We start from the raw sequence: 15,084 nt of genomic DNA, 5'->3' as shown, positions 1-15,084 counted from the left end.
CCATGCAGACTGAAGACCTTGAGTTACTCGCCACGCGCACCATGCCTTACGGCAAATACAAAGGTCGCTTGATTGCCGACTTGCCGGGCAATTATCTCAACTGGTTTGCACGTGAGGGATTTCCCCCTGGAGAAATTGGTCGCCTACTGGCATTGATGCAAGAGCTAGACCATAACGGCTTATCCTCGCTGCTGGTTCCATTAAGGCAAAAATGAGCGACCCGCAAATTTAAAGTGCAGGGTCGGGAAATATAGATAGGCAGAAAACTACGCCTACCCTATTAAAGAAAACGCCGGACATTAAGTCCGGCGCTTGGATTTGAGTCATCACCAGGGGGGGATGGCGAGACTCGAAGACAGCCCAACATCAGCTTATCCTTCTGAAGTCATATAGCATGTATCGTGCCAAAAACATAACCAATTGTTTTAAAACAAATTTATTAAACAACCCCGATCAAGCCAACTCAAAATTCGTCTCCATATGAAGACACATAAAAAATAAAATCAACATCGATAAATATAACTCATTGTTTTATATAAAAAAATATGAGTCTCAAAAATGAGACATATTATTGATAGCTCTATAACCCGCTGAATGACTTAATTATTTTTTAAAATCAGCAGATTAGAACCATTACCAGACATTGATGGTGATGTGACAAAAAATGTAGAATATGATTGTTGAATTTAAGAGGCGGTTATTTGAGCCTGATGGCTCCTATCGCTGGATATGGATTGGCTGGTCATTCTTGCGTATGTACGCCACCATTTTTCTCCATGCATTCAATTGCTCTTCCTCAATTTCCAATTGTATTCCCAGCATCTCAGTGACTGACACACCATCCTTGAGTAATTGGCTTTGGAGCCCGATGCTCATTCTGGACATCAAGCGCTCTGCTTTTTTAATGCTCAGGCTCTGGGCTTTTACTAGATAATCAGCTTTACAGGATTTGACTTTCACAATAGTTCTCTTTAAGTTGGCAACGTAATACTTCATGAAAATATTGCATTTTTATGAATACCAATCATCAGCCTAACCAACCAAAGTTACAATGGGATGACAATTTCATGTCACTCAGTCCTCGGCATAATATTTAATACCATTCGGAACAAAATTAAACCCGCACGAAACTTTTTGCCACTAGCACTCTCAAACTGTGAGTGCTAAAATTGTTTTCATGAGAGAGGTTCCAAACATGAGCAACGCCATGACATTACCTTCAATTTCTTCTTTTGACAGTCTTGATCAGTACATGCGTACAATCAAGACTTTCCCCGTGCTCAGCGCGGAAGAGGAGCATAGCCTGGCTACCCGCTTGCACAAGGAAAACGACCTTGAAGCGGCAAAAACCTTGGTGGTTTCCCATTTGCGCCTAGTTGCGAGTATTGCCCGTGGCTACTCAGGTTATGGCTTGCCACAGGCAGACCTGATCCAGGAAGGCAACATTGGTCTGATGAAGGCAGTGCGCCGCTTTGATCCTGAACGCGGGGTTCGCCTGGTATCCTTTGCCATGCACTGGATTAAAGCCGAGATACATGAATACATCGTGCGCAACTGGCGCTTGGTCAAGGTAGCCACGACCAAAGCCCAGCGCAAGTTGTTTTTCAATCTGCGTAGCATGAAAAGCGGCAAAACCGCGAGCCTGCAATCCGACGAGGTTGAGCATATTGCCCGCGAGCTGAATGTTAAGCCTGAAGAGGTATTGGAGATGGAGTCCCGCATGTCGGGGCATGAAATCTCGCTGGAAGGCAATACTGATGACGATAGCGAAGATATCTTCAGTCCAATCTCCTATCTGCAAGATACCAATGCAGAACCGTCAGAAATACTGGCTGAACAAGAGGCGGAACACCTGCAGGCCACAGGTCTGGCAACCGCGTTGGCAAATCTGGATGATCGCAGCCGCCGTATCGTTGAAGCCCGTTGGCTGCAAGAAGACAGCTCTGCTACGCTGCATGAACTGGCAGCCGAGTTTGGCGTTTCTGCTGAACGCATCCGCCAGATCGAGCAAAAGGCCATGAAGCAGATGAAAGGCTTCCTGGCTCAAGCAGATTAAAGCTGTAGCAAACCCAATAAAAAAGGCTGCATCTGCAGCCTTTTTTATTGGGTCAAATCTTTGTTAGTTGCTATGTACTAATAACGCACCAATCAACCAAAGATAATCACTGACAACACACTAAACCACGACATGGCAATCAGGGCTATGGTAATGGTCAATGGGAGATTCTCAAAAGTGAAATAGGACTTGATGCCATCCTTATCTGTATCTGTAGTGGTACTCATTTCATTCCCCAGCAATTTATTTCTCAATTTTATTCTGATTGGCCACATGCTTCAAGTGGTTAAACGGGATCATGGGATCGTCATCGTCCATCAGGATACGCTGCGCAGGCCCTTCAAGATCATCATACTGCCCGCTCTTGATCGCCCATAATATGCCAACTGCGGCAAAACCGATAAATACAAAGGTTAATCCCAGCTGCAATAACAATCCCGATAAACTCATGCCGCGTTTTCCTCTATCGCCTCCTCAAAATGAAGGGCATTATGCATATGCTGACGCAGTACCTTAAGGTCTGCAATTTGCGCCAGTATGCTTTTTTCTACCAATTCCAGCTCGCCAATACGGTCTTCCAGGGTATCCGTTGCCTTGTAGATGCGCTTGATACTCTCCAGGCGTCTGCGTAACTGCAACTGATGCTCACGCACCTGGGACTCCATAGGGGCAATCACAGCCTTAAGCCAGTTCTCCACATCATGGTTGGCCACTTCGTAAACATGGATCACACGACTGGCCAGGGTCTCGAAAAATTTAGACGTCAATGTCATCTTTTCGTTCGTGATCATGTTCAACGCAGTATTGAACTGCTCCCGATAGGCCCGCTCAAGCTTAGCCAACTCTTTCTGATAACGCAGTGTCGAGAATGCTGGAGGTTCCGCCTTGCGCAAGCCATGGTCCTTGGCAAACTTTTCATACATGGCATCCATCATGCGCTTGATCTCGTCAATCTGACTATCAGACTGGACAAGCCTGTCCCTGAGATCGGCAAAAAAACCATCCATGGCACTGCGGATACTTTTGGTAAAGCTTGCGCTGATCATGGTATTGCGGGTATTGGTCACCTGCACCCTCAAGGCTTCCATACCCAGCAAGGTAAAGAGCTTATTGGTTTGCTGGGAGAATACGCTGCGTAGCGCCTGGAAGCGTTGCAGCCCCTTTTCGAAGATTTCCTTGTCCACCTTGACCTTGTTCATCATGTGCTCAATGACATCTTCGTTCTTGCCACGCAAGCCGCGTAGTTCTTCCAGCTGTTCATTCAAACTGGCAAGACGTGCATCCAGGAGAATATGAGAATTACCGACCAGGTCATCTATCTCGCTTTGCGTATTGTCCCTGACTATTTCCTTTTTGGAGGGAATCAACTCATCGGACAAGGCCTTTTCCAGTACTGGTAGTCCACTGCGGGCAAGCAAGGCATTATCACTGGCAATTTTGGCCAGCAGGCCCTTCTGAGCAGAAATAGGGAATATCTGGCTTTCCTGCAATCCCAGCAACTCAGCACTTGAACTTATTTGCTTGCTGATCTCACGGCTTATTTCTTCATCGTCGCGCAATTCATCCCACAAACCATCTATTTTGTTCAATACAGCCAGCCGTCCCTTTTGCTTCCAGCGCGTGCCACTTATATATTGGCGCCAGACATCAATTTCGGACTTGGTCACACCGGTGTCAGCTGCGAGGATGAACAATACGGCATGCGCATTGGGAAGCATGTTCAAGGTCAGTTCAGGTTCGGTACCAATGGCATTCAGGCCAGGAGTGTCAAGAATGACCAGGCCTTGCTCAAGCAGTGGATGGGGGAAGTTGATCACCGCATAACGCCAGCATGGGATATCCACACTGCCATCATTATTCAGGCTCAGCGCATCATCCGCACTATTGGCATCAAACAGGCCATAGCGTTCAGCCTCTTCAACTGTCACGCGCTTGGTACGACTCACTTCCCTGAATACTTCCACCATGCCTTCACTATCGGCAACATCAAACGGCAGCGTGGTCCACTCATCAGGGTAACGTTTGTATTCAGTGGTAGTAGCGTCAGATGTACGGGTTTCTATCGGCAATAATTGCAGGGAAATGGGCTTGGTTGCATCGTAAAGCAACTCTGTCGGGCACATTGTGGTGCGCCCAGCGCTTGAGGGGAGCAGCCGTTGGCCGTAATCAGGGAAAAAGATGGCATTGATCAACTCAGACTTGCCGCGGGAGAATTCAGCAACAAACGCCACATTCAACTTGTCTTCACGCAGGCGCTCAAGCAGCTGTTGCAGACGCAGGTCCATTTGCGCATCATTCAACTCCTGCTCATTGAGCCAGTTGCGATAATCGCAAATCGTCTCCACCAAGGCTTTACGCCACTCCGTGTAAATCTGAAAATGACGTGTCAGCTTATTACCTGTCATAGCACCCCCCGATGCTTTTTATTTAGCTATCACTCTAGCACGGTTGTGTAAATAATTAAATGAATCATACAGCTAATACATATAGTTGAAGTCCTGTCCAGACAAGCGGAACCATCGAATGGACAGACGGTATTTTGAAGCCTGATTGCACATTCTGCTATCATCGGCTTTTAGCACTTACCGGCACAACTAGAGATGAGCGGCTTGAGCCCAGATTCCCCTCGCCCTACAGATATCCGCTTGCACCAGGCATCACACAAGCTGGAGATATCTTTTGACAATGGACTGAGTGGCACGCTCTCCTGCGAATTTCTCAGGGTTTACTCTCCCTCTGCCGAAGTGCGTGGTCACGGCGCAGGCCAGGAAGTGCTGCAAACAGGCAAACAGGATGTCAATATCACAGCGATCGAACCTATCGGTCATTATGCAGTGAAGCTGACATTCAGCGACGGCCACAATACCGGCCTCTATTCCTGGGACTATCTATATGAATTGCTGGAAAACCATGATGCATTATGGCAAAAATATCTGGAAAGACTACAAGCATCCGGTGGCAACCGTAGCCATGAAAACCGTTAATTGCAATGCGGTTTAAATAGCGACAACTTGGAAATTGAGCATATGAGTGACAATACAAAAACACATTTCGGCTTTGAAACCGTTGATGAAAGAGACAAGGCACGCAAGGTAGGCGAGGTATTTCACTCTGTTGCGCGCAAATATGACCTGATGAATGATGTCATGTCAGCGGGCCTGCACCGCGCCTGGAAACGTTTTACTGTGGAGATTAGTGGCGTCAAGGCTGGCGACCGCGTGCTGGATGTTGCTGGCGGCAGTGGCGACCTTTCCAGGCTATTTTCCAACAAGGTCGGGCCAGATGGACAGGTGATACTCACCGATATCAATGCATCCATGCTGGCCGTAGGCCGTGATCGGCTTATAGATGAAGGCAAAGCTGTGCCTGCATTGCAGTGTGATGCAGAAAAACTGCCTTTTCCTGACCAGTACTTCGACTGCGTCACCGTCGCATTCGGCTTAAGAAACATGACGCACAAAGACAAGGCGCTTGCAGAGATGCAACGCGTGCTCAAGACCGGCGGCCGCTTGCTGGTACTCGAGTTTTCGCAAGTATGGAAGCCATTGGCGCCACTTTATGACGCCTACTCCTTCAAACTGTTGCCAATCATGGGCAAACTGCTTGCAAACGACGCAGATAGCTATCGTTATCTCGCTGAATCCATCCGCATGCATCCTGATCAGGAGACGCTGAAGCAAATGATGCTGGACGCTGGTCTGGGCAAGGTGGATTACTACAATCTGTCAGCTGGCGTTGTCGCCTTGCACAAGGGCTGGAAAACCTGATCAAGAACAGAACTATAGGGGATACGAGCCCATGCTCAAGCAAGTATTAACACGCCTGCTAAACCACCTGCTTGCACAGAACAGCTGGGCACCAGCCCTGTTGCAACCTTTTGGCGGAAAAAACGTTCGTTTTGTAATGCCGCCCATCAGCGCAACCGTTGCAGTACTGGAAGACGGGGGGTTGGCGATTGCAGGTGAAACTGCAATCACGGATGCCACCATCACGATTCCCCTGCCAGTGGCTTTACGCATATTGGCAGGCGATGAAACCGCCGCTGCCCAGGCCTCCATAGAGGGAGATACAGAACTTGCTACTGCATTATCACGTGTGTTGCAGGGCATTTCCTGGGAATATGAGGAAGATTTAAGCCGGATTGTGGGTGACGTGCCTGCCTACGAGATTGCCAAGCTTGGTCGTCAGGCAGTACAGCAGGTCAGAAAAAACAGCATCAGCGTGGCGGGCATGTTTGCCGAATACTGGCAGGAAGAACTGCCATTGATCGCGAAAAAGCGGCACGTCGAGCGGTTCCTGCAGGATGTCGACATTCTGCGTGAAGATGCTGAACGCCTGGAAAAGCGTATTCAAAAACTTCAATCACGGTCCACTGCAGCCAACAGCCAATCCTGAAAGACTCTACTCTCAATGCGTTTTATCCGGCTCTTCAAAATTATCTTTGTCACCCTGCGGTTTGGTCTTGATGAGTTTATTCTGGGGCACACCCGTTTGCGCCCCCTGCAACGTCCAGTCAATATGCTGCTGTTCTGGCGCAATACCTCCAATCCAAGAGGGGAGCGGTTACGCCTGGCACTGGAATCCCTAGGTCCTATTTTCGTCAAGTTCGGCCAAATGCTCTCTACCCGCCGCGACCTGATACCCCTTGATCTGGCAGATGAACTGGCAAAACTCCAGGACAGAGTCCCGGCATTTCCTTACAGCGATGTGCAGGCCATTATAGAGACGTCCTTCGGCAAACCGATTCTTGAAGTATTCGAACAGTTTGATATTGAGCCTGTCGCCAGCGCATCTGTCGCCCAGGTGCACTTTGCACATTTGCCGGGCGGCACGCCGGTCGCAGTCAAGATATTGCGCCCCGGCATCAGTACCGTGATTGAGAAAGACTTGCGGTTGCTGGACGGAGCGGCCTGGCTGTTGCAAACGCTGTCTTCGGACGGCAAGCGGCTTAAGCCACGTGAAGTGGTCGCAGAGTTCGCCCGTCATATCCATAGCGAACTGGACCTCATGCTGGAGGCAGCCAATTGCAGCCTGCTGGGCCGCAATTTCGCAGACAAGCGCTTGTTGCTGGTACCGGAAGTTTATTGGGACTGGTGCCACGAGCAAGTCATGGTCATGGAGCGCATGAACGGCACTCCTGTCAGTCAGGTTGCCCATATGCGTGAGGTCGGCGTAGACATTCCCAAGCTGGCACGCGACGGCGTGGAAATTTTCTTCACCCAAGTGTTCCGCGATGGCTTCTTCCATGCAGACATGCATCCGGGTAACGTCCAGGTAGCGGATGACGGCCGCTATGTAGCGCTGGATTTCGGCATCATGGGTACGCTGAGCGATCAGGACAAGCAATACCTTGCCCGCAACTTCCTGGCTTTTTTCCGCCGTGACTACAGGGAAGTAGCTCGTGCCCATATCGAATCCGGCTGGGCCCCCAAGGACACACCTCTGGATGAGTTTGAAACCGCTATCCGCGCAGTCTGTGAACCCATCTTCGACAAGCCTCTCAAGGAAATCTCCTTCGGCAAAGTGCTATTGCGCCTGTTCCAGACATCGCGCCGTTTCGGCGTGGAAATCCAGCCGCAGCTGGCCATGCTGCAGAAAACCCTGCTGAATGTGGAAGGTCTTGGGCGCGACCTGGACCCCAACCTGGATTTATGGAAAACCGCGCGCCCATATCTGGAGCGCTGGATGTCGGAGCAAATGGGGTGGCGCAGTGCACTGGACAATCTTAAGACTGAACTGCCTTACTGGGGCAAGATACTGCCGCAAATGCCGCGTTTGCTGCACCAGCAACTGGAACGCAACCTGGAGCATCCGCCGAGCAATGTAGAGCTGCAGCTGATCCTGCAAGCGCACCAGCGCCAGGGCTGGTGGTTACGCCTGATAGCCGTGGTATTGATATTGCTTGCCATACTGCAGCTGGCCACTGCATTCTGGCTTCCGGCGCACTGAGGAGGGCATTTCACGGCAAAGCTGTTGATTAGCCGCGAGAAAGTCGCCAGCCTTGCCGAGTTTTTGCTAAAATCTGCCAGCCAAAAATAAGCTCGTCAAAATTTCATGGATCATTTTTAGCAAAGGGCCGGTTTAGTGCTGATCTGGTTTGTCATTCTTTACGTCCTGATTTCTATCAGCATTGGCCTGTTCGCCGCCACCCGTGTCAAAACCACCAAGGATTATGCTGTTGCCGGACGGCACCTGCCCTTGCCTGTGGTCATGGCCACAGTCTTTGCCACCTGGTTTGGCGCAGAGGCAGTTTTCGGCATCTCGGCCACTTTTGTGAAAGACGGCCTGAATGGCATTGTGGCCGATCCGTTCGGCTCAAGCATGTGCCTGGTGATTGCGGGCTTCTTCTTCGCCACCCAGCTCTATAAGCTTAATATCATCACCCTGGGCGACTTTTACCGCATGCGCTACAACCGCACAGTAGAAATGCTTACCACCATAGCCATCGTCGTCTCCTACCTAGGCTGGGTGGCCGCACAAATCAAGGCGCTGGGCTTGATTTTCCATATCATCACCGATGGCGCTGTCAGCCAGGAAGCCGGGATGATCCTGGGAACGGCCATCGTGCTGACCTACACTACCTTTGGTGGCATGCTATCTGTCGCCATCCTTGATTTTGTACAGATGACGGTCATCATCGGCGGCATGCTCTATATCGGCTATATGGTTTCAGGCATGACCGGTGGTGTAGCACCTGTGATCGAGCATGCACGCCTGGCTGGCAAGCTGGACTTCCTGCCTCCTGCAGATCCTTGGCTCTGGGTAACGTTCATAGGAGCATGGATGACCATGATGCTGGGCTCCATCCCGCAACAGGATGTGTTCCAGCGCATCACTTCAGCCAAGAGCGCCAAGGTGGCCATGTGGGGATCGCTACTCGGCGCCTCCGTGTATTTCTGCTTCACTTTTGTGCCGATGTTCATTGCCTACTCGGCCACCATCATAGACCCAGTGTTTTTCAACAAACTGATAGACCAAGACTCACAACGCGTCCTGCCCACCCTGGTGTTGCAGCATATGCCCATCTTTGCCCAGGTGATCTTTTTCGGTGCCGTCCTCTCTGCCATCATGAGTTGCTCTTCCGCCACCCTGCTCGCCCCTTCCATCTCGTTTGCAGAAAACATCGTGCGCGGCTACCTGCCGCACCTGGATGACCGGGGCTTTCTCAAGGTTATGCGCATCTGTCTGGTAGGCTTTGCTGCTTGTGTGCTCATATATGCACTCAATTCAGAACTATCGATTTTCGGCATGGTAGAATCCGCCTATAAAATTACCCTGGCAGGCGCTTTTGTGCCCTTGTTCTTTGGAGCGTTCTGGAAACGCGCCACCAACCAAGGGGCGCTGGCTGCGATTATTGGCGGCATTGCCGCCTGGGTGTTGGTGGAGGTACTAGTAGGCGAGGAAAGCCTGATTCCTGCCCAATTGATAGGATTGGCAATCAGCATTATCGGAATGGTGGCAGGCTCATTACTGCCGCAGAAAATCGCGAAGACGATCCACGAACAGCCAGGCTACCTGCATCGTCACGCAGCACATCCCCATGTACCACATAAGTAAGACTGTAAAGTTGGTTGCTATTTGCAGTGATACCGCTGGTTTCATCCCCTAAGATCAGTCCAGTCTATCCTTTTGATTTCGCGCCCAAGGAAACTTCTTAATTACCGGAGGCCACTCACTCAGCCCGACTTCTTGCCAAGCCCACATTGTTTCATCGCTGCGTCTTTCACTCTGTTGAATTGAGACATGTTGAGAACGGGGTCTTTGGCAAAATCTGCTACTGTTTTCTCCGCTGTGCAAGTGCAGATTTCTTCGGCGTTTGGCCGCCTCAATTTCAGCACGAACGCACAGGGCTCATAGACATATTTGTATAGGTCTTCTCGATTGACGCATTGGTTGCTCATCGGAGGGTTGCTGACCTTTTTGAAGATTTCACCTTCAGCGACACTGGCGTCACTTCGCATATATTCAGCTTTGGCCTGGTTCTCGATACAGTCGCAATCGAACATGGATTTCATGGAGTAGTTGCTGACGCATTGCCGATTTATTTTTTTCGCGCGCTCGCTCGCCTCCGGTTCGGTAAGCAGAGCAACCGGAGCGGGCTTGTTGCTATCGCTGAGCTTTCCTGTTTTTGGATTGCAATAAAGTTCATATTCCTTGCCTGACGCAACTTCAATGATTTTTAGCGGGGACTTCCACCTGATGCATTCGCTTTCTGCCCAACCACGCGCATGCTTCTCCGTTGGCAAGTTCGACTTTGATCTCCGCCATGAACCACTCTTCTCTTTGACTTCGAGATTCCACCCTAATGCCAAAGGTGACGCGGGTTTCGTAGGCTTATTGGTCTCCGGTTCAGCAGACTTAGCGATCGGCAAGCTGTCCAGCCTTGAGATCACACTGAAACACATGCTCCTTGCCGGAGTCAGTATCAACGATTCTTACAGAAGAATTACTTACACTTTTCCCGGCCATTATGTCGGCCATTTTCATTGCGGATTGCATCTTGCATCCAGCATTTGCAGTAGCGCGCGCGACTTCCTCGGTTGGTTTCCGACCTGTGCTCTTCCATGAGCCATCCTCCCCTTGGGTTTGAATCTCCCAGTCGGCAAAAACGCTACTACTACCCAGGAGACAACCAAGAAATACAGCAGCGATTCTTTGATATGTTGTCATCGTGTTCCCCTTCCCCCTTCTTGGAGAAGATAAGAAAAAAAGTTTTCATATTCCTTAGCAAATCAAAGGGTCAGGCTCAATTAGCCTATAAGCAATGTCTCAGAAGGTACAACAGTATTAGGCCGTTTTTGACCTACGCCATTGTCGAACATAGGGCCAATAACTAGCCAGGATCAACAGCAGTGCCAGCACAAGATATACCCAGCGCAATGAATAAGCCGTGACAAAGCTGGCCGCGGGTTTCTGCTTTTGCACAAAGCGATAAAATGCTGGCGCATCATCGCCATGGATATATTGGCCATTGATCTCTTTTGCCAACTCCTGCAAATACTCTGAATCCAGCTTGGACAAATATCGATCATATTCAGCAGAAGCCACGGGCGGATCCGGGTCATCCTTGCTGGTATCGTTATAGGTCACACCCACTGCCCCAGCAGAATTCTCCTTGGCATCGGATGACCAATACCCTATCCATTGGTTATTGGAGTTATAGCGGGGAATCGGTACATCCTGATCCTTGCCCACGCCAACAAAAACAACATTTTCGCCAATCTGCAAATCGCTCAGGTCCAGTTTGTTGATGGCATTGACCTTGGGGGCTTCATCGCCATCCGTGAAAAACAACAAACGGGCTGGCGCATTCAGGGAATCAAACACCTTGGCAGCACCCTTGACGCCAAAGCTCAGCCGGCTATTGCCGCGCCAGGACATGCGCCACTCCAGATGGTCAATTGCATCCACGATCACGTCATAATTGGCACAGGTTTCCAATGGCATGAACAGCAGCGCCACATCCTCTGCGGCAAACACGCCCAGGCTGAAATAGGTGCCACAAGGCGAGGACTCCACAACCTTGCGCATCAGATGGCGCGTATAGGCAATGCGGCTGACGTTCTTGCCATCCAACTGTACATCTTCCGCATTCATGCTTTGTGAGACATCAGCCAGCAACAGGTAGTTGTGCACTTCCTGCTTGAGCTGAACCTGTGGCTTGAAAATAGCCAGCAGCAACAGAATGACGACACCCAGGTAAAGGACAGATTCGTAATGGTCCTTCAGCCACAACCAGGTCTGCTGCACGGAAATCCTTCTCATGGCAGGCCCACGGGAATATTACTCAACTCCATGCCAGCCTGCTCTTTTTGCAGGCCTTGAATGCCGTCTGGCAGCACCAGCAATAGCAGACTGAGATTGAATTTAGCCATGCGCGCAGCCGGATCAAGCCTTAATGCCTGTTCATAGGCAATCCGTGCCTGCGACAAATCATACTTGGCCTCATCCTTGAGGCTGCCATCATCATTGAGGCGACGCTTCAAGCCCGACAATAATAGATTGTTCCCGATGTTGTACTGAATCAAGGCCTGATCGGATTGGGCGGGTGCAGTTTCCAGCAACTGGCTGTAGCTCTGCACGGCATGCTTGTGATCGCCAGACTGCCCTAGTTTGTAGGCGGCCATGAACTTCTTTTGCAGGGGGTAGGCATCACTGCCTACCAATTCGCTCTGTCTTATCTGGCGGTTCGCCTGCTCAGCCCGCCACCATTGGCTGCCCTCATAGACAGCGCCAGCCGACCCTGCCAATAGCAGCAAGCCGAGAAAGAGGTTAATCCCTTTTATGCGGTTTCCCATGTATGCACCCTGAAGTTTTTGATGACGAGCATGCCTATGCTCAATACCATGGCCAGTAGTATCAGGTCCCGCGAATAATCATGGCCGGGCACTGTCACTGAATACTGGATAATGTTTTTCTCGCGGCTATCAATATCCTGGATAGCAGTCTGCAATGCCACAGGGTTATCTGCCTCGTAAGCCTTGTAGGTAATCTTGAGGGACTTGAAGAAGCGGTCCAGCTGTATAGCCGCCGGGCCTTCGCCTGCTGGGTAGGTGCGCTTGCCGAAAATGCTGATGTCGTCCGGTTCGCGCAACACGATCCAATAGAGGTTGATGCCCTTGGTCTTGAGTTCCTCCCTGATTCGCTCTTTCACCCTTGGACTGAGCTTGCCGGCACCGTCAGAAAGCAGGATGATGGCTCGCGATCCGGAGCTCTGGATACTGTCAAACAAAGTGCTCGCCTGGGTAATACCTGCCCCTATATTGGTCTGGTTGATGCCCGCACTGGTAGCTGCATTGATGGCAGCATGAATGGCATCACGGTTAGCGGTGATCTTCACACCATAAAGCGCCGAGTTGGTGAACGCCACCACGCCCATCATGTCATCTGGTCTGGAGTCGATAAACTGCGTAATCAAGCGGCGGGCAGCGGCAGACTTGATCTCGCCAGCCCGTCCACTGGTCGCATCGCCGGCAAAGGGATGATCCATGCTTACGCTGCGGTCTATCACCATCACGGTTTGCGCGCCTTTCCCCACCTTGCGCACGATCTTGTCCTTGCCCTGCGGCGACGCAAGCGCAAGCACTATACTTAAAAGTACGATGGCAGTGACTGCTTTCAACAGCAGGTTGATGTTGTCCGAGAATTTATCTTCCGGCACCATTTCCAGCCATGAATAGCGTTGCCCCTCCAGGCTTTTCAGCCAGAATGGCACCAAGGCAAGCGGCAACAGCAGCAAGGCCCAGGGATGCATTAAACTCATGCCACTCTCCGTTCGCAATCCCGGAGACTGCGGCAGAAATGCTGTGCATCCTGGATAAACTGCGCAGCATCTACAGGCTGTGTGGTAAACAGCAAGGTTTCAGAACGTACAAAAAACGCATCAATCTCATTCCGCATCGGGCTGTATTCAGGATATGCGGCAAAAAACTGCCCCAGGTTTTTGCGGAAGAGTGAACGTCCATAGACCTGATTGAAGGCTTGGTGCACATATTGCAGTGCCTGTTGCTCCTGGCCGGCTTTTTTCGGCAGCTTGCGCAACTTGCGATAAGCCTGTGAAAACTCACCGCCCATGAATGGCAACCAACGCTTGTCCGCATTCACATACACCAGGCCGGCCAATCCTGTCATCAATGCCACCAGCGCCAAGACGAATCTCAACCTGTGCGCATCACTGTCAACCAGAGACGGCTTGATCTGCGGCTGAATATTGTCTCTGGCAGTATGGATACTGCCCGTCACCAAGGGTGAAAACCAGAACTGCCATGCTGGAACATTGATCGCGGCAGCCTCCTGGCCACCGGTAAGTGCCAGTGCAGTTTCTGGCAGGCGCAGCACCTTGGGCAATTGGCCCGTACTGAATATCTGGTAACTCAGACTCACCGAATAGCGATTGCCATCCCCTGTTTTCTCGGTATGCACGCCGATATCTACCAGCTCCACACCCTGGTTGCGCTCCCCTTTCTTGGGCAGCGCCGTCATGGACAGTTGGTATGGGGCTTTTGCCTCCAGCTGGATCTCTCGCTGCAATACGTCACCAATATGAATCCCGGTGCTGATGCGCGGATTGGCTACACTGATCAGGCTGGCAGGCTCTTCTGCTGCCTGTACCAAGATGGGGAAGGTAATGCTGGTGAGCATCAACCATAAAATCGTTACTTTTTTCATGCTGTCATATACTTTTCAAAGTATTGGGTCATGGCGTCAGGCTGGAACTCGCCGCTGACAAAATGTGGAGGGCTTTCAAATGCCAGGAACAAGTCCTCGAGCACCTGCCGCCGTTGCTCGAAGGCCTCTATGAATTTGGCCCGGATGGACTCCCGGAAGAAAATCGTGCGGTCCCTCCCAGTTTCAGGATCTATCATGGTACCCAGGCCAAACCGTGGCAGTTTGCGAAACTCCTGCTCTTCCCACAATACAACCGGCACCACCTGGTGCTGGGAGAACATGTTCATGGCCTGCTCTATCATGGAAAGTGGCATGTGAAAGTCCGATATCCAGAATACCAACCCCTTGTTCTGGCTCAGGTACTGCGCTGCTTCTAGCACACCGGCGGACCCCTTTCCAAAACTGTTGATACTGGCAAATGACTCGATCCGCTCCAGCGCCTCATGTACCTGGTAGCTCAACGGCAGCACGTAATCATCCAATACATGTTGATCATAACCAATCAGCCCGAAAATATCGTTTTCCGCCGAAACCGAAAAAGCCACTGAAGCGGCAATCTCCATCACCAGCTCGATCTTGCGCTTGCCACCCTTGAACAGCATGGAGCTGGAAAGATCACACACTGCATAGACCGGCGTAATCGAGTCATGATTGAACAATCTCACCTGCACTTGCTCATAGGGATCACGCAAGGTCTGGCGCAGATCCATGCGTCTCAGGTCAGGATAGTCGACCAAGGAGGTATTGCCCTTGTACTCAAAGCCGAGGCCGCGTTGTATCCCCAGATGATCGCCTGAGTGCACACTGGCGGACTTCCAGGGAATCTGATAGGCAAATGGCTTGACGTAAGCGGGTATCAT

At 50.8% G+C, this 15,084-nt stretch carries 18 protein-coding genes; 7 read left to right on the top strand and 11 right to left on the bottom strand.

The genetic code is table 11. From position 1 onward, the window contains the following. Window positions 1-2 precede the first annotated feature (2 nt). The gene (locus tag LG200_RS02250; RefSeq protein WP_226755972.1) at window positions 3-215 is read left to right on the top strand and encodes a DUF3820 family protein; all 213 of its coding nucleotides are present in this window, start codon (window positions 3-5) and stop codon (window positions 213-215) included. Window positions 216-717: 502 nt separating this feature from the next. Here the strand turns inward: LG200_RS02250 and LG200_RS02245 are convergent. Further along, the gene (locus LG200_RS02245; RefSeq protein ID WP_226755971.1) at window positions 718-876 is read right to left on the bottom strand and encodes a hypothetical protein; all 159 of its coding nucleotides are present in this window, start codon (window positions 874-876) and stop codon (window positions 718-720) included. A gap of 319 nt (window positions 877-1,195) precedes the next feature. On the opposite strand from LG200_RS02245, the gene rpoH reads away from it, so the two are divergent. After that, window positions 1,196-2,056, top strand: coding sequence for an RNA polymerase sigma factor RpoH (gene rpoH / locus LG200_RS02240; RefSeq protein WP_226755970.1), 861 nt, complete (start codon window positions 1,196-1,198; stop codon window positions 2,054-2,056). 92 nt (window positions 2,057-2,148) lie between these two features. Here the strand turns inward: rpoH and LG200_RS14015 are convergent, their stop codons facing one another. The 3 genes from LG200_RS14015 to LG200_RS02230 are packed head-to-tail and all read right to left on the bottom strand — an operon-like array spanning window position 2,149 to window position 4,461. Then, window positions 2,149-2,283, bottom strand: a complete 135-nt coding sequence (locus tag LG200_RS14015) for a hypothetical protein (protein WP_264193800.1) — start codon at window positions 2,281-2,283, stop codon at window positions 2,149-2,151. 16 nt (window positions 2,284-2,299) lie between these two features. Next, window positions 2,300-2,506 carry a cbb3-type cytochrome oxidase assembly protein CcoS gene (gene ccoS / locus LG200_RS02235; RefSeq protein WP_226755969.1) on the bottom strand — a complete coding sequence of 69 codons (207 nt, stop codon included), beginning with the start codon at window positions 2,504-2,506 and terminating at the stop codon, window positions 2,300-2,302. After that, window positions 2,503-4,461: a dynamin family protein gene (locus LG200_RS02230; protein WP_226755968.1), complete on the bottom strand. Its 1,959-nt coding sequence runs from the start codon at window positions 4,459-4,461 to the stop codon at window positions 2,503-2,505. Before LG200_RS02230 ends, ccoS begins: the two co-directional genes overlap by 4 nt. Before the next feature lie 195 nt (window positions 4,462-4,656). On the opposite strand from LG200_RS02230, the gene LG200_RS02225 reads away from it, so the two are divergent. From LG200_RS02225 to LG200_RS02205, 5 genes are all read left to right on the top strand, one after another. After that, entirely contained in the window at window positions 4,657-5,040 is a 384-nt protein-coding gene (locus LG200_RS02225; protein WP_226755967.1) for a gamma-butyrobetaine hydroxylase-like domain-containing protein, read from the top strand. A 42-nt stretch (window positions 5,041-5,082) separates the two neighbouring features. Beyond that, a complete protein-coding gene (gene ubiE / locus LG200_RS02220; protein WP_226755966.1) occupies window positions 5,083-5,823 on the top strand; it encodes a bifunctional demethylmenaquinone methyltransferase/2-methoxy-6-polyprenyl-1,4-benzoquinol methylase UbiE in 741 nt (246 codons plus the stop codon). A gap of 31 nt (window positions 5,824-5,854) precedes the next feature. Then, the gene (locus LG200_RS02215; RefSeq protein WP_226755965.1) at window positions 5,855-6,451 is read left to right on the top strand and encodes a ubiquinone biosynthesis accessory factor UbiJ; all 597 of its coding nucleotides are present in this window, start codon (window positions 5,855-5,857) and stop codon (window positions 6,449-6,451) included. Window positions 6,452-6,466: 15 nt separating this feature from the next. Then, complete coding sequence (ubiB, locus tag LG200_RS02210) at window positions 6,467-8,005, top strand: ubiquinone biosynthesis regulatory protein kinase UbiB (protein WP_226755964.1); 1,539 nt, start codon at window positions 6,467-6,469, stop codon at window positions 8,003-8,005. 135 nt (window positions 8,006-8,140) lie between these two features. Further along, window positions 8,141-9,613 carry a sodium:solute symporter family protein gene (locus LG200_RS02205; RefSeq protein WP_226755963.1) on the top strand — a complete coding sequence of 491 codons (1,473 nt, stop codon included), beginning with the start codon at window positions 8,141-8,143 and terminating at the stop codon, window positions 9,611-9,613. A gap of 119 nt (window positions 9,614-9,732) precedes the next feature. Here the strand turns inward: LG200_RS02205 and LG200_RS02200 are convergent, their stop codons facing one another. From LG200_RS02200 to LG200_RS02170, 7 genes are all read right to left on the bottom strand, one after another. Beyond that, window positions 9,733-10,428, bottom strand: a complete 696-nt coding sequence (locus LG200_RS02200) for a hypothetical protein (RefSeq protein ID WP_226755962.1) — start codon at window positions 10,426-10,428, stop codon at window positions 9,733-9,735. After that, window positions 10,415-10,726: a hypothetical protein gene (locus LG200_RS02195; RefSeq protein ID WP_226755961.1), complete on the bottom strand. Its 312-nt coding sequence runs from the start codon at window positions 10,724-10,726 to the stop codon at window positions 10,415-10,417. Before LG200_RS02195 ends, LG200_RS02200 begins: the two co-directional genes overlap by 14 nt. A gap of 117 nt (window positions 10,727-10,843) precedes the next feature. Beyond that, on the bottom strand, window positions 10,844-11,821 hold the full coding sequence (locus LG200_RS02190; RefSeq protein WP_226755960.1) for a vWA domain-containing protein: 978 nt from the start codon (window positions 11,819-11,821) through the stop codon (window positions 10,844-10,846). Continuing rightward, on the bottom strand, window positions 11,818-12,354 hold the full coding sequence (locus LG200_RS02185; protein ID WP_226755959.1) for a hypothetical protein: 537 nt from the start codon (window positions 12,352-12,354) through the stop codon (window positions 11,818-11,820). Before LG200_RS02185 ends, LG200_RS02190 begins: the two co-directional genes overlap by 4 nt. Then, a complete protein-coding gene (locus LG200_RS02180; RefSeq protein ID WP_226755958.1) occupies window positions 12,339-13,319 on the bottom strand; it encodes a vWA domain-containing protein in 981 nt (326 codons plus the stop codon). The genes LG200_RS02185 and LG200_RS02180 overlap by 16 nt, the downstream gene beginning before the upstream one ends. Then, a complete protein-coding gene (locus LG200_RS02175; RefSeq protein WP_226755957.1) occupies window positions 13,316-14,224 on the bottom strand; it encodes a nonribosomal peptide synthetase MxaA in 909 nt (302 codons plus the stop codon). Before LG200_RS02175 ends, LG200_RS02180 begins: the two co-directional genes overlap by 4 nt. Next, the gene (locus tag LG200_RS02170) at window positions 14,221-15,084 is read right to left on the bottom strand and encodes a DUF58 domain-containing protein (protein WP_226755956.1); all 864 of its coding nucleotides are present in this window, start codon (window positions 15,082-15,084) and stop codon (window positions 14,221-14,223) included. Before LG200_RS02170 ends, LG200_RS02175 begins: the two co-directional genes overlap by 4 nt.

Source organism: Methylobacillus caricis, assembly GCF_020532705.1.
Classification (GTDB): Bacteria; Pseudomonadota; Gammaproteobacteria; order Burkholderiales; family Methylophilaceae; genus Methylobacillus; species Methylobacillus caricis.
This window is presented reverse-complemented; position numbering and strand designations above follow the sequence as displayed.